The following is a 24148-nucleotide window of genomic DNA, read 5'->3' on the forward strand; positions in this document are numbered from 1 at the left end:
CGCTTTTCCCTATGGCGTAAAGAAATCGCCTGCCCAACCAGCTGTTTCCACCGCACAGGACGGATCATCAGTACCACTGTCGGGCTACGCCACCCAGGCAAGCATGGCAACAGCCTGCCGCTCCCCCATGTCTGATTCACCCGCCAACGCGCCCCAACACTACCGCCTGGATGACCTGCGCATTGATGTAGCGCGGCAGCGTGTAGTACGTGACGATGGCCAAGTGCTGGATGTCACCGGGCTCAGCTTTCGCCTGCTGCATTACCTGTTGACCCGGGGCACCCAGGTGGTCGGCTTTGATGCATTGATCGCCAACATCTGGGCACCGGCAATCGTCAATGAAGAAACCGTGACCCAACGCGTGCGCCTACTCCGCCAAGCCTTGGGTGATGACGGCCGGCAGGCGCGTTATCTGCGCTCGGTGCGCGGCAAGGGCTACCAGCTGTGCAGCGAGCCCGTTATTGAGGAAGCGGCGGCTGCAGTTGCTTCGTTGCCAGGCCCCAACCGCCGCTGGATCATTCTCGCAACGACTGCGCTGCTGCTGATCGCAGTTGGTGTTCTCTACTGGCAATGGCCAGCCCCGGATGCTGCAACCACCTCGCCGCTACTGCAGCGCGCGGACTACTATGCAGGCATCGGCCAGCGCGATAACAACGAGCGCGCCCTCGCCCTTTATCGCCAACGTCTGCAGGAAGCTCCCGATGATGTGCGGGCACAGCTCGGCATTGCGCGAGCACAGGCTGCGCGCGCCTGCCTGTACAACGGCAGCAACGAGGACACCGAGCAGGCACTGGGTTTGGCGCAGGCGGTGATCGCGCGCCAGCCGAAGCTGGCGGCTGCGCATGCGGCGCTGGGCTATGCCCACGATTGCCGTGGCGAGGTTGAAGCAGCGTTGGCCGCCTATGAGCGTGCAGTGCAACTGGACCCGAGCGCTGATGCCAGCCGCGCCTCGGCGGCCTATCTGTACGCGCGCCAAGGTCGCTTGAGTGATGCATTGGCTGCAAATCTGGCCGTACGCGCACCCGAGCGCGTGCGCTTCTGGGAACTGCAGGTCGCGTCCAATCTCGATCTGCTGGGCTATTCCGCAGCAGCGGAGGCGCGTTACCGGCGCAGCTTCCAGCTGTATCCGGACAACGTGTTCTCCAACATCGCCTGGCCTACCTTCCTTTACGAGCACGGCCGCCCCGGCGAAGCGCAGGCAGCGCTGGATGAGGCCTTCGCCCGCCGTACCGAACATGCCTCGTTGCATCTGCTGGCCACGGAGCTGGCACTGCAGCGGGGCGACATCGCTGCCGCGCAAACTGCGGTGCAAGGTGCGCGGGCACTGCGGCCACAGGCCAGCCTGCCAACCACCCTCGCCTGGATCACCGGCGCCGAGCCCAAGCCGGCTGCAGAGGAACTGCTGGCGCGTTCGGCCGCCTTGCAGGCCGGGCTTGCACAAGGCAGCGACCCCTTCGATGGGATCGAGGCCGGCTTGATGGCGGATCTGGCAGGCGACCGGCACGCCGCATTGATGGCATTGCAGGCGGCGGTAACCGCCGGTTACCGCAATGCCAGCTATCTGCGGGTGTCACCGTTGTTTGCCGAGCTTCGCAAGGATTCCGGTTTCACCCCGCTGCTGCAGTCGATGGAAGCAGCCGTGGCCGCCGACCGGGCACGAATCATCGCCTCCGGTCAGCTGCCAGCCGATGCCCAGGCGGTTACGGTAGCGCGCTGAGAATGTAGTCCTGCAGCAGCTTCTGGGTTTCCTGGTGCATGCCGCGCTGGTTGAAGCGGGTGCGCGTCACCACAACCACCAGTTGCTTCTCCGGCACCACGAACACGGCATTGCCGCCATTGCCGGACATCGCCCAGGCATGCACCGGCTTGCCGCCCGCAGTGAATGGAAAACGCCAGATCTGGTAGCCGTAGTCGGCATCGAACGGGGTCTGCGCGCGCACCTCGGTCATCGCCCGGGTCCAGGCCGCAGGCAGCACCTGTTGACCTTTCCAACGCCCACCATCGATGATCAGCTGGCCCAGCTTGGCCAGGTCACGGCTGCGGTACTCGGTACCGCCACCGCCCATGCCGACGCCTTCGGACGAACGGTTCCAGACCGACTTCCCGATTCCCAAGGGCCGCTCCAGCACCTCGGCGGCGAAGCGCTGCAATGGCATGCCGCTGACCCGCTCGACGATGGCACCGAGCATGAAGGAGTTGGCCGTGCAGTAGGCGAAGGCGCGCCCGTACGGACTATCTGCCGGCCGCTTGTTCCACGACGCATAGCCGCGCTCGGGCAGGTCCAGGGCGAAGCCGGTCCAGTCGGCGCTGACATACATGCGCTCCTCGTGACCAGCGGAGTACTCATTGTTGTCGTCGCATTCCCACTGCGCGCTCATCGTCAGCAGGTCTTCGACCGTGATCGCACTCTTGAACGCGCCCGGATGGGCCGGCGTCCGCTCCGGGAAGAAACCCAGCACTGGCGCGTTGACCCCGCTGATCAGGCCGCGGTCGATGGCCGCGCCCACCAGCATCGCAGTCACGCTTTTGGTCAGCGAGCGGGTGTTGTGCAGGGTGCTGCGCTCGGCGCCGTTGAAGTAGGCCTCGTGGACCAGCGCGCCCCGGTGCACCACCAGCACGCTGGTGGTATCCGGCGCCTGGCCGCTGTTGATGGCAGCATCCAGCGCGCTGAAGCGGGCGGCATCCAAGCCATGCGTGGCAGGTTCGGCGAGCATCCAGTCATCGCTGACGGGCGGCGCTGCGGCAACGACCGAGCCTGTGCTCAGCAGCAGGGCGGCAAACAAGGGAAAGCGGATCAGCAATGACATCGGGGTGCTCCATGGGTAGAGCGCCCAGCCGAACATTTCCGCGAATGAAACACCTGATGCCTGTATGAAGATTTATGAAGTCTTTCGCGATCAATAACTTGGCGAAACCAAAGATGCGGCAGCAGGTCTATTGGATTTGTGGGAGCGGCGTAAGCCGCGAAGCCGACGTCGCTCGAACATCTGCACCATGGCATCTGATCATGTGCTTGCTTCGCGGTTTACACCGCTCCCACAAAGATCCGAAAGCCGGGGCCAGCGTCGGGTTTCCTTGAAACCCAACCCTGACCCCAGCTTGGCCCTTCAACTACAGCGCGGACCGGTCAGTGATGAACACCGGCAGCGGCACATCCAGCTCTTCCGCACTCAGCCCACGCCCGGCCAGGAAACCGGCGATGTTGTCGGCGATGGCGGGGTTGCCCACCCACATCTCGTTGTCATGGCTTGCGCTACGCACCAGCAGTTCCTTGCCCTTGCTGAAGCCAGGCAGCAGCGCCTGGGCATTGGCATGCGGGGTGCGGCCGTCGAGCGTGCCGCTGATGAACAGCACCGGCACGTCGCTACGCAGTGGTGCACGGAAGGCCTCACCCAGATCCAGCATGCCCAGACCATCAGCAGCCTCCGGGAACGGGAAGTTCAAGGCATCGCCGAGCAGGCTTTGGCGTGCCTGTGCTGCGGCCAGCGCGCGCCGTTGCGGACTCTGCCCGGAGGCCACATCCATCGCCGTCGGCATGGCGCGCCAGCCGCCCAGGCCTTCACGCACCATCAAGGCGATGCCACCGAGCAGGTCGTAGTTGCCTGCCTCGGCCTCGCGCAGCGCCAGCGGCAGCATGCGCTGGGTGGAGCGGCGGCCAAGTGCGATCGCGATCGCCATCTGTGCATCGAACTCGCCGATGGTCACCTTCCTGCCCTTATGCATCGGGCTGCTGCCCTGCCCCGGCTGCTGCCGCAGCTTGGCCAGCACGCGCTGCGCCGAACCCTGCAGATCCTCGAAGCCATCCTTCTTGGCGATGACCGCCAAGTCGGCCAACAAGGCGTCGCCAGCCAGCGGTAGCTTGAGCGTGTCGTCCGGGCCTTCGCTGCCCATCAACACAACGCGCTCAAGACTGTCCGGATGCCGGCGCACGGTGGCCAGCGCCAGGTGTGTGCCGTAGCTCATGCCCCACAAGCTCAACTTGGGCAGCGCCATCGCCTTGCGCAGGTACTCGATGTCGTCGGCGCTCTCGGCGGTGGTGTAGGCGCCCATATCAACCCCGGCGTCCTTCCAGAAAGCAAGGCAGCTGGCCAGTGCGGCCTTTATTCCGACCAGGGCCGCGTCACGCTGCAGCGGCTTGGCGTCATCGAACTTCTGCTCGTGCGGGCATTCGGGTGGCATCTCGGAGAAGTCAGTGCCACGTTGGTCGAGCAGCAGCACGTCGGTCTCGCGGCGGACCCGGTCGAACACCGGCCAGCGCGGGCCGAGCGCGGTGCCAAAGCCAGAGCCACCCGGGCCACCGGCCAGATAGACCACCGGGGCATTGCGGCCATCGCCACCGGTCGCCGGCAGGCGCACCACACGCAGGCGGATGCGCGGTCCGTTCGGCTCGCTGTGGCGACGCGGGACTTCGAGAAAGGCCTCTTCGGTGGCGATGGTGCCGTTGTTCTTGGTCTGCATTGCATAGGGTGCAAACACCAGCGGTGCAACCGAGTCCTTGGCCAGCACCGGCGAGGCGCAGGCCAGCGCAATACACAGCACCAACAAGCGGCCGGCACGTCCCAGCTTCCCCTTATGTACCGCAGGCACTGCGCCAGGGTCGTGTTGATGCGCGGCGACAAGCGATGCGTTTGAAGGAGCCGCCAAGGACTGCAGACAAGGACGGCTAGCATTGGAAACAGACAGAGAGTTGCTGGACATGGTGGGCTCCGACCAGGTGGGAAGGTGGGTGTTGCCGTGGCCTCGGCAACCCGGAGAAACCTCCCGTTGCCCTCGCCACGGAGCCAGCATCCATCGCTCAACGGCGCCTGCGGGGCGCGCGTCCGCCGAACAGCTCCAACTCACCGCCCAGCGTCTCCGCGCAGCCGATACGATAGGCACATGCCGATCCTACGAATTTTCAGCGTACTGGCCGTGCTGGTCTTCGCGGTCGCCGCGTGGCTGGCCGTGTTGCTGCGTGACGTCAACTCCGTGCAAGTGCTGAGCGGAGAGATGGCGCCGGCCAGCGTGAGCACGACGGGCGGCTTGCCGACCTCCCCGCCCGCAGACATCAACTGGCAACCGATCGATCAACAAACGCTGGCCAGCTGGCGCGGCCCGTATTGGCTGCGCTGGCAATCGCCAGCCAGCACGCAGTCGGACGACGGCGGCCGCGCACTTCGCCTGTCCTTGCGTGGTGCCAGTCAACTCTATTGGAACGGCCAGCCGCTGGCTGGCAATGGCGTCGTAGGCACCACCGCCGCGCTGGAGCAACCCGGCCAGGTCGACATCACCCGCGTACTGCCACCGTCCTCACCCACTGGCACCGACGAACTGCTGGTGCTCGCATCCAGCCATCATCAGCCGTTCGGCCTGTACAGCGCGGACGCCCTGGTCGCGATAGCGCCGGCCGCGGTGCTGTACCAGCGCGTCGTCCTGCCCTGGCTGATCGCTGCCTTTGCTACTGGCGCGCTCGCAGCGGCCTGCCTGTACTTCCTTGCGCTGCAGCGCGGCCGCCCGCAGATGCCTGGCGGGCGACTGCTGCTCGCTCTGTGCGCGGTTGGGATTGCACTGCCGGTGGTCGAAGGATGGCGCCCGTTGCTCGGCTACCTCTATCCATGGCACGGCCTACGCCTGTATGCGCTGCTGGTATTGCATGTGGCCGCCGCGATGTTGCTGCCCGCCTACCTCGCCCGACGCTACAGCGTTGTCGTGCCCAAGGGCCTGAGCATCGCTTACCTAGCCGCACTGCTGATGACTGCCGTGCTGCTGCCCAGCTTCGATAGCCGCTCGGCGCTGGCCTTGCTGCTGAGCCTGCTAGCCTCGGCTGCGCTGCTACTGCGCGCCCGTGGCGAACGCGAAGAACGCTGGCCGATCCTGGCCCTGCTGGTGGCCGGCGTGCTGGCCCTGCTGTTTGCCCCCGGGGCATTCCTCGATGGCCCCTACTTCCTGCTGCTCGCCGTGCTGATGGGCTTCCTGCTGCTCTGCCACGCTGCCCAGGTGCGTGCGTTGGACCTGCACAACGCACGCCTGCGCGAAGAACGTGCAAGCCTGTCACTGCAGTTGCTGCAACGAGGTATCCAGCCGCACTGGCTGATGAACACCCTCACCTGCTTGCAGGAATTGATCGAACAAGCCCCGACAAAGGCAAGCCGCTTGGTCGAATCGCTGGCCGAGCAGTTCGACCGCCTGCGCGAAAGCAGCAGCCGCCAGAGCGTTCCGCTCAGCGAAGAATTGGCCCTGTGTCGCAACCATCTGGATATCGTCGGCCAGGCCTTGGATCAGCCGATGACCCTGGAAGTCGACGCCAACGACCTGCAGCTGTCGCTGCCACCCGGCGTGCTGCATGCACAGGTCGAGAATGCCTTGACCCATGCCGGCGCGGTGGCCTGCGCACAGCGCCCGTTCCGCCTGCGCGTGCAGCGCGAGAACCAACACTGGATTCTGGAGCTGCGCAGTGCGCGCGGCTCTGCACCACATCGCGGCCAAGGCACCGGCACCCGCTACATCGAAGCCAGCCTGGCCGCCTCCCATCCCAACCGCTGGCATTACAGCCAAGGCGCCGATGGCGCCGACTGGTGCAGCCGGATCGAGCTTACATGCGCATATTGATCGTCGAAGATGAACCGCTGGTGCGCCAGCGCCTGTTGCGCCTGTGCGCTGAACTGGCCGGCGCCCGCGCCCGCTTCGATGCGGTAGCCGACCTCGACGCGGCCGGCGATAGATTGCAGCGCAGCGTTTACGACGGCCTGCTGCTGGACCTCAACCTCGGTGGCGAAGATGGATTCGACCTGCTGCGCAGCGCGGTCGCCGGCCGCTATCACTGCGTAGTCGTATCCGCCCATCGCGAACGCGCCCTGCAGGCCTTCGAGCACGGCGTACTCGACTTTGTACCAAAGCCATTTTCGCGCGAACGGTTGGGCCAATCGCTGGAACGGCTGCTGGATGTAGGCCGCTACAGCTCGGGCCGCGCACGCTATCTCGGCATCTGGCGCGCGCAGGGAACGGCGCTGGTTGAACTCGCCGATGTGCAGTGGATCCGTGCCGATGGCGACTACAGCGAGCTACGCATGCGCGACGGGCGCAGCGAGCTGCACGACAAATCCCTGGCTGGACTCAGTGCGGTACTACCACCGGACTTCATCCGCTGCCACCGTTCCTATCTGGTCAACCTGCGCCACATCAGCACCTTGCATTCGGGTAGTGGCAGTCGCTACTGGTTGGTGCTCAACGGTGGTGCTGAGTTGCCGGTCGGGCGTGCTCATGTTGCCGGCTTGCGCCAGGCGCTTGCGCTTGAGTGAACCACGCAACGGTATGGGAGCGAGTTCCGTAGCCCGGGCAAGCGCAGCGCACCCGGGGCAGTGCAGATCGTCGATGGAGCGCCTGCGCTCGCATCTACGGTAGAGATAACGGAGAATCCCGGGTGCGCTGCGCTTACCCGGGCTACATGGTCCTGCAGAAATTTTACGACCAGAGTGAAGTCGGCTCTGAAGTCTCCAGCCTCCGCTCAAGGGCGCGTTGTTGGTGAGCCAGCCTTGCTCAGCGTCTCTTCGAAATCTGCTTTGTGCTCGTCCACCAAGCGTGCAAGCAGGCCCGGGTCAACAAATGCATCCTGGTCACCACTCGTGCGTCGTTCTTGTCGTTCAAGAATGCCAGCGGTATCCGGATGGCCGCTCAAGACGATGTCCGCGTGCATCGCGCCGAGTTTGGCGAAGGTCGCGCGGAAGTCCTCGACGATACCCGGATAGCTGCGATTGCCGACCAAGGTATTGCCAGCAACCGTGATGCTGCACAGGAACAATACCTCGCGCGGCGTGCCGCGATCATTCACCATCATGCTCCAGCTGGTGCAACCGGCGGTGTGCCCAGGTGTGAGGTGCGCGGTCAGTTCGATATCACCCAAGCGGACCTTCTGCCCCTCACTGACGATCTGGTCCACCTTGATCGGATCGAAGGGATGGACGCCGTAGTTGTTGTCACCCTGGTTCCTGCCATTCTCCAGTGCCCAGCGATCACCTGCACTGGCGAGATAGCGCGCACCGGTGTCCCGCTTGAGTGCCGCCATCGCTCCAACATGATCGGCGTGGGCGTGACTGCTGAGCAGCAGCCGCACATCATGAAGAGGAACGCCGATGCTCTCGATGTTGCGTTCAATCTGCTCAGCATTGGCAGCGAACGGCGCATCGAGCAGGATCGCACCCTGCTCCGACACAATCAGGTACGCAGCAAGTCCCTCCGTGCCTACGTAATAGATGTTGTCGACGATATGAAACGGCTTGATCGGCACCGACCAGTCCGCCGGCGGGCCTGCCAACGCGGACGCCGCCGTCACTCCGGAAACCAGCAATGCCGCCACCTGCAATCCCCAACGAATCCCCTGCTTCTGCATCATCTGCGCACCTTGTCTGATATGTGCAGGAACTGTGCGCTGCGCAGGCGTATGCGACAAACGCGTAGAACTGGGCGGAGGCATGAGTTTTTTCTGGGTCTTGGCGCCCAACTGCGCCTGGCTCGGCACGAAACGTGCCAAGCACCCAGCAACCTGGCAATTGACGGCCAACGTTCGTAGCGCACTGTAATTGCAGTTTTCCGGTCGACAATTTTTACGGCGTTTTCACCACTTCGTATCGCCATCAACTTGCGGCCAGCAGTATCTTCGCGTCCATCCGCCCCGAGAAGCCACAATGATCCGTCGATCCTTGTCCTTGCTGCTTCCGCCCCTGCTTGCCATGGCAACGCTATCCGCCTGCGATTCCTCCAACAAGCCAAATACAGTCGCGGAAAAAGCACCGGCAACCAATGCCAGCGACTTACCGCTGTTCGAAACCTTCGGCGACCTGCATCGCGACATCGGCAGCAAGGTGCCGTTGGCACAGCGCTACTTCAACCAAGGCCTGCGTCTGGCCTATGGCTTCAACCATGAGGCTGCCGGACGTGCGTTCGCCGAGGCCGCGCACCTGGATCCAAGCTGCGCCATGTGTATCTGGGGCCAGGCATTGGTGCTTGGGCCGAACATCAACCTGCCGATGGACCCGGCTGCCGCCAAAGATGCGACCGCTTTCGCAGCGCGAGCGGCCAGCTTGGCAGCCAGCGCGCGACCTGTGGATCAGGCCTTGATCCAGGCACTGCAGAAGCGCTACGCCGATCCGGCACCGGAAGACCGCAAGCAGCTGGACCGCAACTACGCCGATGCGATGGCTGCGGTGGTCGCGAAGTTCCCTGAAGACGATGATGCCGCCACGATGTACGCAGAGGCCTTGATGGATCTCTCGCCGTGGGCCTACTGGCAGGGCGGCAAGCCCGCTGAGTTCACGCAGACATTGGTGGGCGAACTGGAGCGGGTACTCGCACGCAATCCGCGCCACATAGGTGCGATGCACTACTACATCCACGCAATGGAATCCTCGCCCGAGCCCAAACGCGCCGAGCCTTACGCAGATGCATTGGCCGCATTGGCTCCCGGTTCCGGTCATCTGGTGCATATGCCCGCGCATATCTACATCCGCACTGGCCGCTACCACGATGCAACCATGACCAACCTGGCCGCAACCACCGCCGACAAGGACTTCCTTGCTGTCTGCCGCGGCAGCAATGGCGTGTATCCGTTGGGCTATGTGCCGCACAACTGGCATTTCGCCACCATGACCACCGGCCTGACCGGCTCGCGCACGCTGGCCATGCAGGCTGCCAAGCAGACCGCGGATCGGGCGGATCGCGCGGCCATGGGCGAGGCGCCGATGCAGTTCATGCAGCAGTTCGTGGTGACGCCGCTACTCACCCAGGTCCGCTTCGGCGATTGGGATGGCATCCTCGCCGACAGCAGCACTGCTGCCGAACTTCCCTATTCCGCTGCGATCCGCCACTTCGCCCGCGGCATGGCACATGCACGCAAGGGCGCATTGGACCAAGCAGCCCGCGAAGCCGAAGCGCTGCATGCAATCGCAACCGATACGGCGATGGCAGAAGTCAGTTTCTTCGACATCAATCATGCCGACAACGTATTGCATGTGGCCGATGCATTGTTGCGTGGCGAACTGCTGCGCACGCAGGGGAAGCACAGCGAAGCGATCAGCGCCCTGCGAGAAGCCGCGACCGCCGAAGATGCCTTGGCCTACAACGAGCCCGCCGACTGGCCACTATCCGTGCGCACCTATCTTGGCGCCGCGCTGTTGGAGGCAGGCGATGCCAAGGCAGCCGCCGAAGCCTTCAATCAGGATCTGAAGACCTATCCGCTCAATGGTTGGTCGCTGTATGGCTTGGCGCAGGCGCAACAGGCCTTGGGCCAGACCGATGCCGCTGCCGAGAGCAAACGCCAGCAAGCCGCTGCATGGCAGTGGGCCGATGCTCCATTGACTGCTGCGCGCTATTGAACACATCGCACTGATCTCGGGCTTGGTCAGCCACCGGCCCGAGTACGAGCTGCATGGACGCTGCCCCTATCTGGCGGGCGCGTCCGCGCGCTCGAACAAAAAATTTTCTTCACGCCCGTTGCCGGAGGTCGTTGCGATCAGACGTGAGCCATGACGGCGATAGGCGATCCGCTGCGGGTAGTCATGCTGCAGATTCTCGAACACGGCAGACTGAACGTCGCGCGTGACCATCCTGAATTTTACCGGAGCGGGATTGCCCGGGACATCGGCCACGTAAAACACATCGTCGCCCTCGGCGACGATCCGCAGCTGTTCGCGGAAGCGCAGGACGCCATCACGATAACTGCTGCCTACACCGACGAGTGCTGCGTCCTGCGCCCGCCACAGTTCGTCGCCGCTTCGGCCGGCCGGCAGATCAACCCGCGTCCACTGTCCGAGCAACCAATGAAACGCCGCTATCGGTGTGTCCGCACCCTGCTCCACCTCCGCTGCAGTTGGCATCGCGGCCAACAGCAGCATCGACAGGAAAAGAGGACGCGCGATTCTGCAGATCGGCCCACGTTTCCCACTCAGCGGGAGCCGCATCCAGCGCATGCTCAGCCGCGCGGTGCAATCAAGGCATCGTCCAGCGCCGAGGCGCGCTGCCACGCTTCGCGACCACGCAGGCGCTCGCCATAAGCAGCAAACGCATCACGTGCAGGCATGCTCTTGAACATCTGCCCCCACAGGATCTGGCTGCCGACATAGACATCGGCGGCGGTGAATTGTTCGCCTAGCAGCCACGGCGATGCCGACGCGGCAACCTGCTCCAGGGTATCAATGGTCTGCTCGAAGCTGCCGTAGCCCACGGTGCCTGCTTTCTCCAGCGGCGCCAGCAAGCCCAGGGCCTTGGCGCTGACAGCGGCTTCCACCGGTCCTGCGGCAAAGAACAGCCAACGCAGGTAGCTGCCACGCAAAGGATCATCCAGCGCAGGGGCCAGCCCAGCTGCCGGAAATGCATCGGCCAGATAGGCGCAGATCGCCGCAGCCTCGCTCACCACCACACCTCGATGGACGATGGTCGGCACCTTGCCCATCGGGTTGATGGCCAGGAAAGCCGGGCCCTTCATGCTCTGGCCGTACTCCAGCACTTCCGTGCGATACGGCTGGCCCAACTCCTCCAGCATCCAGCGCACGATGCGCCCGCGCGACATCGGGTTGGTATAGAAGACGATTTCTTCTGCCGTGCTGCTCATGTGCCTGCCTCCGGAGGATGAGGCCGCAGTCTAGCAATTGCGCCAGTACTGTCATTCCCGCGTTGGCGGGAATGACAGCAAAAGAGCGAAGGAGAAGGCTGAACTTCCAACCTCAGCTCGATTGCCCGCCTCAATCAGTACGCAAACTCGCCGAACAACGGATCCACGCTGCCATTCCAACGGCCATGGAATAGTTCCAGCTTGCGCTCGGCCGCGGTCTTGCCCGAATCCACGATCTCCTGCAGCACATCCAGGAAGCGCGTTTCATCCTGACCATCGGCGTTGAGCGCGGCACGACGGCGCAGGCCATCGTACGAAATCGCCAAGGCCTCACGGGCCAGGTCACGCACCGTGCCGTTGCGGAACGGCAGGTTCATCGCATGCCTGGGCACGCCATCGCGCAACACGTTGCGTTCGGCCAGACTGAAGTCCTTGACCAGGTCCCACGCTGCATTCAACGCGGTCTCGTCATACAACAGGCCAACCCAGAATGCTGGCAGCGCGCAGATGCGGCTCCACGGGCCGCTGTCGGCGCCGCGCATTTCCAGATATTTCTTCAGCCGTACTTCCGGGAACGCCGTCGTGGTGTGGTCCGACCAGTCGCGCAGGGTCGGCAACGCGCCCGGCAATACCGGCAGCTTGCCCTCCAGGAAATCACGGAAGCTCTGCCCGCTGGCATCGTGATAGATACCGTCGCGGTAAGAGAAGTACATCGGCACGTCCAACAGATAGTCGACATAGCGCTCGTAACCGAAGCCATCCTCGAACACGAAGTCGAGCATGCCAGTGCGGTCAGGATCGGTGTCGGTCCAGATATGCGAGCGGTAGCTCAGATAACCGTTGGGCTTGCCTTCGGTGAACGGCGAGTCGGCGAACAGCGCGGTGGCAATCGGCTGCAAGGCCAAGGACACGCGGAACTTCTTCACCATGTCCGCTTCGCTGGCGTAATCCAGGTTGACCTGGGTGGTGCAGGTGCGGGTCATCATGTCCAGGCCCAGTGAGCCGACCTTGGGCATGTAACTTTTCATGATCTGGTAGCGGCCCTTGGGCATCCACGGCATGTCCGCACGTGCCCACTTGGGCTGGAAGCCCATGCCGAGGAAGCCCAGCTGCAACTCACCGGCCACCTGCGCCACCTCGTTGAGATGGCTGCCGGTCTCCACGCAGGTTTCGTGCAGGGTTTCCAACGCAGCGCCGGAAAGCTCCAGCTGCCCGGCCGGCTCCAAGCTCACCGAGGCACCATCACGCAGCAGCGCGATGGTATTGCCGTTCTCCAGCACCGGCTCCCAGCCGAAGCGGGTCAGCCCATCGAGCACCGCATTGATGCCGCGTTCGCCTTCAAAGGTGGGCGGACGCAGGTCATCCAGGCGGAACCCGAACTTCTCGTGCTCGGTGCCGATCCGCCATTGCGACTTGGGTTTTTCGCCCGACGCGATGCTCTGGACCAACTGGTCGCGGTGGGTGATGGGTGTATCAGCGACGTGGCTCGGGCTCGACAAGGGCAGGCTCGCAGAATTCTGGTCAGGGCGGGAAGGTGGGGGCCAGCCCCCGCCATCGCAAGGGCGCACTATATATCGGCACACATTGCCATCGTGTCACGGCAGCGGTTTTCAGCGTCCTAAAAAAGCAGACTTGACCGCTGCCGGAGCTGCACTTGCGAGTCATTCCGCGGCTGACTGGGCACTGGTCCTACACTGTAGGCATGAGTCGCGCCCACCATAGTGAAACCCATCGTTCAAACCGCGTCGGCTGGCTGCGCGCCGCCGTGCTGGGTGCGAACGACGGCATCGTCTCGGTCGCCGGCCTGGTGGTTGGCGTGGCAGCTGGCGGCGCCAGCGCCTCGACCATCCTGGCCACCGGCATTGCCGGCACCGTGGCCGGTGCCATGTCGATGGCGGCCGGCGAATATGTCTCGGTGATGTCACAGGCCGATGCCGAACATGCCGACCTGAGCATGGAGCGGCGCGAGCTGCACGAAGACCCGCACAGCGAGCTGCAGGAACTGGCCGGCATCTATCGTCGCCGCGGGCTCAGCCCTGAGCTGGCCCAGCAGGTTGCCGAGCAGCTCACCGCCCACGACGCCCTCGCCGCCCATGCGCGCGATGAGCTGGGCATCACCGAGGAACTGCGGGCCCGGCCGCTGCAGGCGGCGGCAGCCTCGGCCAGCGCTTTCATCGTCGGTGCGGCGCTGCCGGTACTGACCGCGCTGCTGGCTCCACACGCACTGGTGGCGGAGGTAACCACTGCCGCCACTCTGGTCGGGCTGGGCATCACCGGCGCATTGGCGGCACGGGCTGGCGGCGCGCCAGCCTTGCGCGGCGCGCTGCGGGTAGTGTTCTGGGGCGCATTGGCGATGGGCGCAGCCGCCGCCATCGGCCATCTGTTCCAGATCACGGTGTAAGCGATGAACGCCCAAGCCGATACAACCAGCAACTTGTTGGCCCAGCTGGCCTCGCTGGTCGACTGCCAGCGTGCCGAAGGTTATGCCTGCATCACCGCGCGCCGCGAACACGGCGCCAGTTCGGTGGACATCCCGCAACCACAGTTCGCCATCCTGCTACAGGGACGCAAGCAGGCCCGCACCGCGCAGCAATCGCTGGAATTCGGCCCTGGCGATCTGTTCCTGATCACCCGCCGCAGCCGCATTGACGTGGTCAATATTCCCGATCCGCACAGTGGTTTGTATCTCAGTGCCATCGTGCCGCTATGCCCGGAAGTGCTGGCCGCGGCGCGCGCCTTGTGGACTGACGCCCTGCCCGATGCAGGCCACGCGCTGGCACGTTTGTCTTTGGCCGAACATAGCGGCGCCCTGCTGCAATGGCGGCAGGCATTGCAGCACGGCCAGTACACCGAAGCACGACTGGCCCTGGCCGCGCTGGTGGTGGCGTTCTGCCGGCGCGGCCATGGCAGCCTGCTGGCCGCGCCCGAACCCGGCCTGGGCGATCGTATCCGCGACCTGGTTGCTGCACAGCCAGAGCGTGATTGGCAATCACGTGATTTCGAATCGCACCTGGGCCTCAGTGGTGCCACCCTGCGCCGGCGCTTGGCCAACGAACAACTCAGCGTGCGCGAGCTGGTGGTCGATGCAAGGCTGGCGCATGCCATGCAGCTGCTCTACACCACGCGACTACCGTTGAAGACCGTGGCAGCGCGCGCCGGTTATCGCTCTCTGGGCAGCTTCAACAAACGCTTTGCCGCGCGCTATGGCTTGGAGCCTGCGGCAATCGGCAACAGCTGATCACGGCGCGAGCGTTTCGCGCGCCATTGTGAGCGAAACGCAGCCGCGCCCCGGCGCAGCATGAAGGTCCCACGGCATAGCCGTCCTTGCAGGAACCCCCATGCGTATCCGCCCCCACTACCGTTTTGCCGCCTTGTTGATCCTGGCCGTCAGTTGCACGGCCCAGGCGCGCAGCACGCATGTCGTGCAGCAGCAGGTTGCAGGTGTCTATCACCAGCAGATCGGCGAACTGCAGGTAACCGCCTTGTTTGACGGCGCAGTGGCACTGGGCCGTCAGCAGCTGGTCGGCGTTGATCCCGGCGCGGTCACCCGCCTGCTTGAGCATGGCTATGTACCGGAAGATGGCAAAGGCTTGCAGACCGCGGTCAACGCGTATCTGGTGCAACGCGGCGATCATCTGAGCTTGATCGACACCGGCACCGCGCAATGCTTCGGCGCAGGTATCGGCCTGGGTCAAGTGCTGAGCAACCTGCGTGCCGCCGGTTACGACCCGGCCGAAGTGGATGACGTGCTGCTGACCCACGCCCACCCGGATCATATGTGTGGCCTGCTCGATGCGCAGGGCAAAGCGGCCTTCCCGAAGGCGACGGTGTGGCTGTCAAAAGCCGACGCGGCCTACTGGTTGGACCCGGCCAGCGAGGCCACCGCCCCGCAACCGCTGCGGTTTGCGTTTGGCTTGGCGCGCACCGCGGTGGCGCCTTATGTGGCCGCCGGCACCTTGCACGAGTTCGCTCCCGGCGAGCGCCTGCCGGCAGGCATCACGGCAGTGGACAGTCACGGCCATACCCCCGGCCATGTCTCCTATCTGCTTGAGGGTGGCAACGGCCAGCAGTTGTTGGTGTGGGGCGACATCGTGCACTTCCATGCAGTGCAATTCGCCCAGCCGGACGCCGCATTTGAAGCCGACAGCGACCGTAGCGCTGCCATTGCCAGCCGTCGCCGGCTGATGGCGGAAGCATCCGACAAGGGCTGGTGGGTGGCCGGTGCGCACCTGCCGTTCCCGGGTCTGGGGCATGTGCGCCGTGAGGGTGAGGCGTTTGCGTGGGTACCGGCGGAGTTTTCGCCGTTGAAGTAACGCTGTGGCTGTGGCTGTGGCTGTGGCTGTTGCTGTGGCTGTTGCCGTGGCTGTGGCTGTCCCCTCTCCCGTTTACGGGAGAGGGGTAGGGGTGAGGGCAGCTTTGGCTTTGGCTTTGGCTTCGGCTTTGGCTTCGGCTTTGGCTTTGGCTTCGGCTTTGGCTTTGGCTTCGGATCCAGTAACAAGCAAAACCCACAAAAACAAAAACGCCGCCCTGATCAAGGCGGCGTTTTCCATGCACTCAGGTCTGATAGACCATCAGCTTCGCGGCTTACGCCGCTCCTACAGGCGCTGCGCCTTCCGCTACCGGCGGATTCAAGCCCAGCCAGCCGCCGATGATGCCGCGGGCTTCGTCCACGCCCTGGCGCGATTCGCCGGAGAAGGTCTGCACGCTGACCGTCTCGCCGAAAATCGAGTGCAGGTCGCTGCGTACTTTCTTCAGCGTCTGCATCTGCTGACCACGGCCAAGCTTATCGGCCTTGGTCAGCAGCGCATGCGCCGGCAGGCCGCGCTGTACCGCATAACCGAGCATCTGCCGGTCGTAGTCCTTCAGTGGATGACGGATATCCATCACCACCACCAGGCCCTTGAGGGCATTGCGGGTGCGGAAGTACTGGTCGATGAACGCTTGCCAGTGGGCCTGCAGGTCCAGCGGCACCTTGGCGTAACCATAACCGGGCAGATCGACCAGGTGCGCCTCGGGGGTTACCTCGAAGAACACCAGCTGCTGGGTGCGGCCGGGGGTCTTGGAGACGCGGGCCAGGGAATTTTGGCGGGTCAGCGCGTTGAGCGCGCTGGACTTGCCGGCGTTGGAGCGACCGGCAAATGCCACTTCGGCCCCCAGATCCGGCGGCAATTGCCGGGAATTGTGGGCGGAAAGGTGGTAACGGGCGCGTTCGATGAGCAATGACATATGCATAGGATCGCATGTTGCGACGCCGCGCGTCGGCTTGGCCGCTGTCCCGGGACCACCGATCCGGCCGATTTTGCTGCACTGCTGCGTTGACCGTGCCGCAAAACGCCGTTGATAATCCGGGCGATGCCGGCGGAAAGCCCCGCCCGGCCCGGTCCACACGGAGCTTCAGCATGCGCCATGCTCGTGTTCTTGCCGTTGCAGCACTGGTAGTCCCCGTAATTGCCGCCGTCGCCTTTGCCCAAAGCTCGGTTACCCCCGTGCCGGACAATGCGCCTGTACAAACCGCTTCGCTGGAGATCGACTTCAGCAAGACCAAACCCGGTGATGCCAAGGCCGGCGAGGCCAAAGCGTCTACCTGTGCGGCCTGCCACGGTGCCGACGGCAACTCGGCCGTGGAAATCTATCCGCGCCTGGCCGGGCAGAGCGAGCGCTACATCGCCAAGGAAATGGCCCTGATCGCCAGCGGCCAGCGCAACGAGGGTGCAGTCGCCGCGATGCTGCCGTTCTTGGAAGGGCTTACCCCGCAGGACATGCGCGATATCGGCGCCTTCTTCGCTACCCAGAAATCGGGTGCCGGTGTGGCCGATGACGCCGTGGTCAGCGAAGGCCCGTACAAGGACATGAAGTTCTTCGAAATCGGCCAGAAGCTCTATCGCGGTGGCGACGCCAGCCGCAACATCCCCGCCTGCATCGCCTGCCATGGCCCGACCGGTGCAGGTAACCCGGGCCCCGCCTATCCACATATCGGCGGCCAACATGCCGGCTATGTCGCGCAACGTCTGCAGCGCTACCAATCTGGTCAGACCGGCGAGGCCGACGCCGCGCAATTCAAGATCATGGCCCAGATCAGCCACGCGCTGACCGGGCAGGAGATCCAGGCGCTGGCCAGTTACGTCCAAGGTCTGCATGATCGAGCCAACGATGCAACGGTAGCCACCGCCGCCGCGCAACCCTGATACCCGCCGGTCGCTCCGGCGACCCGGCAACTGCACCATGCAGACACGCCGGCCGTAAGGTCGGCGTCTGTTTTTCCAACGGAGACTCCCCACGATGAAGCTGTTCCCCCGACTGTTGCTGATGCTGCTGGCAATAGCCCCACTGTCGGCCTGTGCCGCCTCCCCTACCGCACTGGTCGAAGGCGACGACTACGAGCTCGTCGCTGAGCCGGGCCCGTTCGCGCCGCTGGCCGGCAAGATCGAGGTTGTCGAGGTGTTTGGTTACACCTGCCCGCACTGCGCTCGCTTTGAACCATTGCTGGAAGCCTGGGTCGCCAAGCAGCCGGCCGATGTGCGCTTCACCTTGGTTCCGGCAGCATTTGGCGGCTACTGGGATTCCTACGCGCGTGCCTTCTATGCCGCCGAACAGGTCGGCGTGCTCAAGCGCAGCCATGCCGACGTATTCAAAGCCCTGCATGAGCAGGGCAGCCTGCCGGCGCAGAACGTCTCGCCCGATGAGCTGGCGACCTTCTATTCCCAGTACGGCGTGCAGCCGCAGCGTTATGTCGAAGCCCTGCGCAGCCAGCAGGTGGATGACAAGGTCAAGAACGCCCGCGCCTTCGCCATGCGGGTCAAGGTCACCGGCACGCCGATGCTGATCGTCAACGGCAAATACCTGGTCAAGGGCAAGACCTTTGATGACACCCTGCGCATTGCCGGTGCCCTGGTAGCACGCGAACGCAGCGGCGCAAGCCGTCGCTGAAACCTCCGCTGAAGCCCGGCTGAGCCGGGTCACCTGTTCAGCCGAATACGCACATAATGCGTCCCTGCGCGCGCCGGTTGCAGTCCCACTGCCCGGTGCCCCAAACACACCCTGCTGGAGATCCCTCCCGATGAAGATCCGCTTCGCCCTGGCCCTGACCGCCCTGTTGCCGCTGATGGTTGCCTGCAAAGCCCAGGATGGCACTGCTGACACCGCTGCTCCGGCAACCCCGGCTGCTACCGAAGCCGCTCCGGCTACCACCCCGGCCCCGGCCGCTGAAGGTGCCGCCGCTGAAGGTGCTGCCGCCGCACCGGCTGCCACCAACGCCGCTCCGGCAACCCCGGTCCCGGCACAGGCGCGCCTGGTTGGCCCGGAGCCGGTTGCCGGCACCGACTATGTCGCCATCGAAGGTGGCCAGCCGTTCCAGCCGGCTACCGGCAAGGTCGAAGTGGCTGAGATCTTCGGCTATGTCTGCCCGGCCTGCGCCCGCTTCCAGCCGCTGATCAGCTCGTGGAAGGCCGGCCTGCCCTCGGACGTGAGCTTCGTCTACGTGCCGGCCGCCTTTGGCGGTACCTGGGACAACTACGCGCGCGCCTTCTACGCCGCCGAAACCCTGGGCGTGCAGGAAAAGACCCACGACGCGCTGTACTCGGCCATCCACATCGAGCAGACCCTGAAGGGCGAGCGCGGCAGTGACTCGGTCCAGGACATCGCCAACTTCTACGGCAAGTACGGCGTTGATCCCAAGACCTTCGCTGACACCATGGGCAGCTTCGGCGTTGCCGCCAAGGTCAACCGCGGCAAGCAGTTCGCCCAGCGCAGCAAGATCGCCGGTACCCCGTCGCTGATCATCAACGGCAAGTACCTGGTCAAGGGCAAGGGCTATGAAGACATGCTCCGCATTGCCGACCACCTGATCGCGCGCGAACGCGCCGCCAACGCCAAGTGAGGTATCAAGGGCCTCGGCAACGAGGCCCTTGAGTTCGACCCGCCGTGAAATCCCCTACCCAGACATTGCGATTGCTGACCGCCAATATCCAGGCCGGCTCCAGCACCCGCCGCTACAGCGACTACGTGACCCGTAGCTGGTCGCACGCCTTGCCCGCAGGGCAGAAGCGCTCCAGCCTGGACGCGATTGCCAAACTGGCCAGCGGCCGCGACATCGTCGGCCTGCAGGAAGCCGATCCGGGCAGCCTGCGCTCGGGCTTCACCAACCAGACCCATTACCTGGCCGAACGGGCAGGCTTCAACTATTGGGCACACCAGCCCAACCGCCGCATGGGCGGCGTGGCCTCCAGCGCCAATGGCCTGCTGAGCCGGCTGGAACCAGTCGAAGTACAAGACCACGCCCTGCCCGGCCGCATCGGTGGCCGCGGCGTGCTGCTGGCGCGTTATGGCGATGGCAAGGAAGGCCTGACCGTGGCGGTGGCGCATCTGTCACTGGGCACCGGCTCGCGCCTGTCACAGCTGGACTTCATTTCCGACCTGCTGGCCGACCATCCCAACGCGGTACTGATGGGCGACTTCAACTGCATGGCCGACCGCCCGGAAATGCGCGTGCTGTACCACAAGACCCGGCTGCAGCCGCCGAGCTGCCTGGTACCGACCTTCCCCAGCTGGGGGCCGGACCGCGCCATCGACCACATTCTGATTTCCGACAACCTGAAGATGCTCGACACCCGCGCCGTTCCCGCCGCGCACTCGGATCATCTGGCCGTTGAAATGGAAGTCGAAGTACCCGCCGACAGCCTGCGCTGAGCTCAGGCTCAGCCTGCAACCGCTGCAGGCGGTGGCCGCCGCCGCGCGGTCAAGGTACTACCTACCGACGCCACCACCGTGCAGCCAATCGCCAGCCATTGCAGGCCGGTCAGGTGCTCGTGCAACAACAGCAACGCCCACAGTGCCGCCACTGCCGGCTCCATGCTGATCAGGATGCCGAAGGTTTCCTTGGGCAGGCGCTTGAGCGCCATCATTTCCAGCGACATCGGGATGGCACTGGACACCACCGCCACCACGAAACCGGCCAACAGGATCTTCGGCTCCAGCAGCGCCATGCCGGCATGTGCCACGCCTACCGGCACCACCACCAGCGATGCCGCCAGCAAGCCCAATGACACGCTGTGGCCGGCATGCAGATGGCCGGTGCGCTTACCGTAGATGATGTATAGCGCCCAGCAGAATGCAGCGCCCAAGGCATACATGACCCCGACCGGGTCCAGCGCCTGGCCGCCATCCAGTGGCAACAGCAACACCAGCCCGACCAGCGCACAGCCGACCCAGACAAAATCAATCGGCCGCCGCGAGGAGAACATCGCCACCGCCAACGGACCGGTGAACTCGATGGCAACGGCAATCCCGAACGGGATCGTGCGCAGCGCCATGTAGAACAACAGGTTCATCAGCCCCAGCGTCAAGCCATAGCGCAGGATCGCCGCGCCATCGGCGCGACTGGTATGCCAGCGCCACGGCCGCCACAGCAGCAACAGGAACAGCGCCGAAAAGCCCACGCGCAACGCGCTGGTGCCTTGCGCACCAATATTGGGAAACAGGTTTTTGGCGTAGGACGTGCCGATCGACAACGAGGTCACCGAGCCGAGTACCGCCAGCACCGGCAACAGCGATGCGAATCGGGAATTTTGCATGGCGCTAGTGTATTCGGCCCACGGCACGAACGCCGCGACCGGATGGAACACTGTGACTGATCAGCTGACGCTACGACACCACGGGGCAACACGATGACAACCGACGCCAGCTGAAGCATCAGCCACCGCGTGGGGTGGCTGATGCCCGTCACAGCGCGTTACTTACTGGATGAAGGCGATGCGTTGCATCTTGGCATTGTTGGCCGCCGCAAGAATTTTTGCCATCACCTGGTACTGCGCATCCGGCGAGGCATAGATACGCAGCTCCGGCAGGTTGCCGACATGCAGATCGGCCTGCGCCTGCAGCCGCGCCTGCAAGTCATTCATCGCCAGCACTTCACCGTTCCAGTACAGCTGATCGGCCGCGTCCACCCGCAGCTCGATCGGCGGTGGCGGCTCGACTCGTTGCACGATCTTGTTGCTGTGTTGTGGCAGATCGACAGGGATCGGCACCGACACCATCGGCGCGGTCACGATGAAGATGATCAACAACACCAACATCACGTCGACCAGCGGGGTCACGTTGATATCGGCCAATGGACGCCCGCTATTGCCTGCTGCACTGAATGCCATTCCAGTTCCCCCAGGGCGAGGCCGGCTGCCTCGTCACCGAAGCTACGCCTGCTTCCAAGGGTTTCCGGCAATGCGCCGGTTTCCGTTCAGCTTCCATTTTGCGCGTGAGCGACGCGCTTGTTCATGTCCGGGTCGGGCTGCTGCTCTGCCGTTGACGCTGCGGCCGTTATCCTTCTGCCATGAATAAAATCCTCCTGCTGCCTCTGGCTACCCTCGCCGCGCTGCTCAGCGCCTGCGTCCAAGCCCAGAACCTGGATGCACAACGCACCGCGATGCGCACCGCCATCGACAACGCCGAGCGCGGGCAGTTCGATGCCAACGCGACCGCGCCGCTGCGCAGTCACCCGCTGTACGGCTGGCTGGAGTTCAGCGCCCTGCGCCGCAACATCGACACGCTGCCGACTACGCAGGCACAGGACTTCCTGAAGCGCTACCAGGGCCAGGCCGTGGCCGAGAGCTTCCGCTCTGCATGGTTGCCGGCGCTGGCCCGCCGCCAGGACTGGCCGACCTTGCTGGCCAACTGGAAAACCAGCACCGACCCCGGCCTGCGCTGTGCCGAGCTCAATGCACGGCAAGCCACCGGCAAGGCCGATGCACAATGGACCAGCGACGCCCAGTCTTTGTGGCGCAGCGCCGGCAAGTCGTTGCCCGATGGCTGTGATCCGGTGTTTGCAGTCCTCGCCAGCCGCGGCGGCCTGACCCCAGCGCTGCGCTGGGAACGCATCGACGCTGCTGCCGACGCACAGCAGCCAGCGGTGATGCGCGCCGCCGCACGCGGCCTGCCCGTCACCGAGCTTGCCCAGGCCAATGACTACGCCGCCTTCGTCGACAAACCCGACGCGCGCGCCCTGAACTGGCCGAAGAACGAACGCAGCCGCCGCATCGCCGTCGATGGCCTGCAGAAGCTGGCCAAGGCCGACCCCGGCGCCGCCGAGCTGCAGCTGCCGCAATACGCGCAGGCGCTGGCCCTGAGCGCCGAGCAGCAAGGCCAGGTGTTGTACGAGATCGCACTGTGGACGGTGGCTTCCTATCTGCCGGACTCGGCGCGACGCCTGGCCGCCGTGCCGGAATCGGCCTATGACGAACGCCTGCACGAATGGCGCACCCGCGAGGCGATGGCACGTGGTGATTGGCCGGCGGCACTGACCGCCATCCGCAAGATGCCGGCCAGCCAGCGCAACGATTCGCGCTGGCGCTGGTTCGAGGGCCGCCTGCTGGAAAAGACCGGCAAGCCCGCCGACGCCACCGCGCTGTATCGCGCCGCCGCCAGCGAGCCAACCTTCCACGGCTTCCTGGCCGCCGACAAGCTCAAGCAGCCCTACAACCTGTGCCCCTGGAATCCTGGCGACAGTGCAGCGGCGAAGACCGCCGTCGCCCGCGACCCGGCACTGGTGCGCGCAATCGAGTTGTTCAAGATCGAACGCCCGAGCTGGGCTGCACGCGAATGGGCCGAAGCCTTGTCGCGTTTCGACGACAGCCAGCGCCGCCTTGCCGTGGAAGTGGCCAGCAACAACGGTTGGTTCGATCGCGCGGTATTCGCGCTGAAAGGCCCACAGGAAATGCGCCTGTACAACCTGCGCTTCCCGCTGCACCACGACGACACGATCCGCCGTGAAGCTGCCCGCAATGCGCTGGACCCGGCCTGGATTGCGGCCGAAATCCGCGCCGAGAGCATCTTCAATCCGAATGCACGCTCGCCTGCCAATGCCATGGGCCTGATGCAGGTATTGCCGGCCACCGGCGCCAGCGTGGCCAAGAGTATTGGTTTGAGCGGTTATGGCGGTGCGGACAGCCTGTACGACTCGGACACCAACATCGCCATCGGCACCGCGTATCTGCGCCAGTTGATGGACAAGTACAACGGCCTGCCCTACGTCACCATCGCCGCCTATAACGCTGGCCCCACCCCGACCGCACGCTGGCAGAGCCAGCGCCCGAACTACGACCCGGACTTCTGGATCGAGACCATCAGCTACAAGGAAACCCGCGAGTATGTGGCGCGCGTGCTTGCCTTCAGCGTGATCTACGACTGGCGCCTCAACAACGACGCCCTGACCCTGAGCGACCGCATGGTCGGCAAGACCCAGGGCGCGCGCAAAGCCTTCAGCTGCCAGTAGCAACCGCGATATCTGTAGTGCCGAGCCATGCTCGGCAGGGGTTTTACCGGTAACGCCTCCTGCCGAGCATGGCTCGGCACTACAGCCCCCTCCCCTTCGCGAAGCGGATGGTTGGGGAGGGGTTGGCTTTTGAGGCCTTCCAGCATTGCCGGCTTCGCGGCCTACGCCGCTCCTACAAAACGATGCATTGCTGGTAACGCCCCTGCCGAGCATGGCTCGGCACTACAGCCCCCTCCCTTTCGCGCAGCGAAGGGGAGGGTTAGGGAGGGGTTGGCTTTTGAGGCCTTCCAGCATTGCCAGCTTCGCGG

Annotated in this window: 22 protein-coding genes; 12 read left to right on the forward strand and 10 right to left on the reverse strand. The window is 64.6% G+C overall.

From position 1 onward, the window contains the following. Positions 1–127 precede the first annotated feature (127 nt). Positions 128–1717: a winged helix-turn-helix domain-containing protein gene (locus ACVOMB_RS10265; protein WP_481531072.1), complete on the forward strand. Its 1590-nt coding sequence runs from the start codon at positions 128–130 to the stop codon at positions 1715–1717. On the opposite strand, the gene ACVOMB_RS10270 is transcribed toward ACVOMB_RS10265, so the two are convergent. Then, complete coding sequence (locus ACVOMB_RS10270) at positions 1701–2807, reverse strand: serine hydrolase domain-containing protein (RefSeq protein ID WP_481531073.1); 1107 nt, start codon at positions 2805–2807, stop codon at positions 1701–1703. The genes ACVOMB_RS10265 and ACVOMB_RS10270 overlap by 17 nt on opposite strands. Positions 2808–3111: 304 nt before the next feature. Continuing rightward, a complete protein-coding gene (locus tag ACVOMB_RS10275) occupies positions 3112–4698 on the reverse strand; it encodes an alpha/beta fold hydrolase (RefSeq protein ID WP_481531074.1) in 1587 nt (528 codons plus the stop codon). Between the two features lie 180 nt (positions 4699–4878). On the opposite strand from ACVOMB_RS10275, the gene ACVOMB_RS10280 reads away from it, so the two are divergent. Beyond that, positions 4879–6588 (forward strand): histidine kinase, encoded by a 1710-nt coding sequence (locus ACVOMB_RS10280; protein ID WP_481531075.1) that lies wholly within the window; start codon positions 4879–4881, stop codon positions 6586–6588. Beyond that, positions 6576–7277 (forward strand): LytR/AlgR family response regulator transcription factor, encoded by a 702-nt coding sequence (locus ACVOMB_RS10285; RefSeq protein WP_481531076.1) that lies wholly within the window; start codon positions 6576–6578, stop codon positions 7275–7277. Before ACVOMB_RS10280 ends, ACVOMB_RS10285 begins: the two co-directional genes overlap by 13 nt. Before the next feature lie 206 nt (positions 7278–7483). Here the strand turns inward: ACVOMB_RS10285 and bla are convergent, their stop codons facing one another. Next, a complete protein-coding gene (gene bla, locus ACVOMB_RS10290) occupies positions 7484–8368 on the reverse strand; it encodes a subclass B3 metallo-beta-lactamase (RefSeq protein ID WP_481531077.1) in 885 nt (294 codons plus the stop codon). 337 nt (positions 8369–8705) lie between these two features. On the opposite strand from bla, the gene ACVOMB_RS10295 reads away from it, so the two are divergent. Continuing rightward, positions 8706–10346: a tetratricopeptide repeat protein gene (locus ACVOMB_RS10295; protein ID WP_481531078.1), complete on the forward strand. Its 1641-nt coding sequence runs from the start codon at positions 8706–8708 to the stop codon at positions 10344–10346. A gap of 66 nt (positions 10347–10412) precedes the next feature. Here the strand turns inward: ACVOMB_RS10295 and ACVOMB_RS10300 are convergent, their stop codons facing one another. The 3 genes from ACVOMB_RS10300 to ACVOMB_RS10310 all read right to left on the reverse strand — a co-directional run bounded on the left by ACVOMB_RS10300 (position 10413) and on the right by ACVOMB_RS10310 (position 13080). Next, a complete protein-coding gene (locus ACVOMB_RS10300; protein ID WP_481531079.1) occupies positions 10413–10931 on the reverse strand; it encodes a DUF6265 family protein in 519 nt (172 codons plus the stop codon). An 11-nt stretch (positions 10932–10942) separates the two neighbouring features. Beyond that, positions 10943–11581, reverse strand: coding sequence for a glutathione S-transferase family protein (locus tag ACVOMB_RS10305; RefSeq protein WP_481531080.1), 639 nt, complete (start codon positions 11579–11581; stop codon positions 10943–10945). 134 nt (positions 11582–11715) lie between these two features. Then, positions 11716–13080 carry a glutamate--cysteine ligase gene (locus tag ACVOMB_RS10310; protein ID WP_481531081.1) on the reverse strand — a complete coding sequence of 455 codons (1365 nt, stop codon included), beginning with the start codon at positions 13078–13080 and terminating at the stop codon, positions 11716–11718. 203 nt (positions 13081–13283) lie between these two features. Here ACVOMB_RS10310 and ACVOMB_RS10315 point away from each other — a divergent pair, with 203 nt between their 5' ends. The 3 genes from ACVOMB_RS10315 to ACVOMB_RS10325 all read left to right on the forward strand — a co-directional run bounded on the left by ACVOMB_RS10315 (position 13284) and on the right by ACVOMB_RS10325 (position 15894). Next, positions 13284–13982: a VIT1/CCC1 transporter family protein gene (locus ACVOMB_RS10315; RefSeq protein WP_481531082.1), complete on the forward strand. Its 699-nt coding sequence runs from the start codon at positions 13284–13286 to the stop codon at positions 13980–13982. 3 nt (positions 13983–13985) lie between these two features. Further along, positions 13986–14819, forward strand: coding sequence for a helix-turn-helix domain-containing protein (locus ACVOMB_RS10320; protein WP_481531083.1), 834 nt, complete (start codon positions 13986–13988; stop codon positions 14817–14819). 100 nt (positions 14820–14919) lie between these two features. Continuing rightward, positions 14920–15894, forward strand: a complete 975-nt coding sequence (locus tag ACVOMB_RS10325; RefSeq protein ID WP_481531084.1) for an MBL fold metallo-hydrolase — start codon at positions 14920–14922, stop codon at positions 15892–15894. Between the two features lie 72 nt (positions 15895–15966). Here the strand turns inward: ACVOMB_RS10325 and ACVOMB_RS10330 are convergent, their stop codons facing one another. Both ACVOMB_RS10330 and yihA read right to left on the reverse strand, forming a co-directional pair. After that, positions 15967–16131 carry a hypothetical protein gene (locus ACVOMB_RS10330; protein ID WP_481531085.1) on the reverse strand — a complete coding sequence of 55 codons (165 nt, stop codon included), beginning with the start codon at positions 16129–16131 and terminating at the stop codon, positions 15967–15969. A 34-nt stretch (positions 16132–16165) separates the two neighbouring features. Beyond that, entirely contained in the window at positions 16166–16807 is a 642-nt protein-coding gene (gene yihA / locus ACVOMB_RS10335; protein WP_481531086.1) for a ribosome biogenesis GTP-binding protein YihA/YsxC, read from the reverse strand. A 173-nt stretch (positions 16808–16980) separates the two neighbouring features. Between yihA and ACVOMB_RS10340 the strand changes: the two genes are divergently transcribed. From ACVOMB_RS10340 to ACVOMB_RS10355, 4 genes are all read left to right on the forward strand, one after another. Further along, positions 16981–17766 carry a c-type cytochrome gene (locus tag ACVOMB_RS10340; RefSeq protein WP_481531087.1) on the forward strand — a complete coding sequence of 262 codons (786 nt, stop codon included), beginning with the start codon at positions 16981–16983 and terminating at the stop codon, positions 17764–17766. Positions 17767–17860: 94 nt separating this feature from the next. Beyond that, positions 17861–18508 carry a thiol:disulfide interchange protein DsbA/DsbL gene (locus ACVOMB_RS10345; protein ID WP_481531088.1) on the forward strand — a complete coding sequence of 216 codons (648 nt, stop codon included), beginning with the start codon at positions 17861–17863 and terminating at the stop codon, positions 18506–18508. 130 nt (positions 18509–18638) lie between these two features. After that, positions 18639–19457 carry a thiol:disulfide interchange protein DsbA/DsbL gene (locus ACVOMB_RS10350; RefSeq protein WP_481531089.1) on the forward strand — a complete coding sequence of 273 codons (819 nt, stop codon included), beginning with the start codon at positions 18639–18641 and terminating at the stop codon, positions 19455–19457. A gap of 71 nt (positions 19458–19528) precedes the next feature. Continuing rightward, positions 19529–20266, forward strand: a complete 738-nt coding sequence (locus tag ACVOMB_RS10355; RefSeq protein ID WP_481531110.1) for an endonuclease/exonuclease/phosphatase family protein — start codon at positions 19529–19531, stop codon at positions 20264–20266. An 8-nt stretch (positions 20267–20274) separates the two neighbouring features. Here ACVOMB_RS10355 and ACVOMB_RS10360 read toward each other — a convergent pair whose 3' ends face one another. Together ACVOMB_RS10360 and ACVOMB_RS10365 are read right to left on the reverse strand one after the other, a co-directional pair. Further along, positions 20275–21150 carry an EamA family transporter gene (locus ACVOMB_RS10360; RefSeq protein ID WP_481531090.1) on the reverse strand — a complete coding sequence of 292 codons (876 nt, stop codon included), beginning with the start codon at positions 21148–21150 and terminating at the stop codon, positions 20275–20277. A gap of 162 nt (positions 21151–21312) precedes the next feature. Beyond that, the gene (locus tag ACVOMB_RS10365; protein ID WP_481531091.1) at positions 21313–21723 is read right to left on the reverse strand and encodes an ExbD/TolR family protein; all 411 of its coding nucleotides are present in this window, start codon (positions 21721–21723) and stop codon (positions 21313–21315) included. A gap of 179 nt (positions 21724–21902) precedes the next feature. Between ACVOMB_RS10365 and ACVOMB_RS10370 the strand changes: the two genes are divergently transcribed. Then, on the forward strand, positions 21903–23840 hold the full coding sequence (locus ACVOMB_RS10370) for a transglycosylase SLT domain-containing protein (RefSeq protein ID WP_481531092.1): 1938 nt from the start codon (positions 21903–21905) through the stop codon (positions 23838–23840). The last annotated feature ends 308 nt before the right edge of the window (positions 23841–24148 follow it).

The organism is Stenotrophomonas sp. STEN018 (assembly GCF_056760235.1).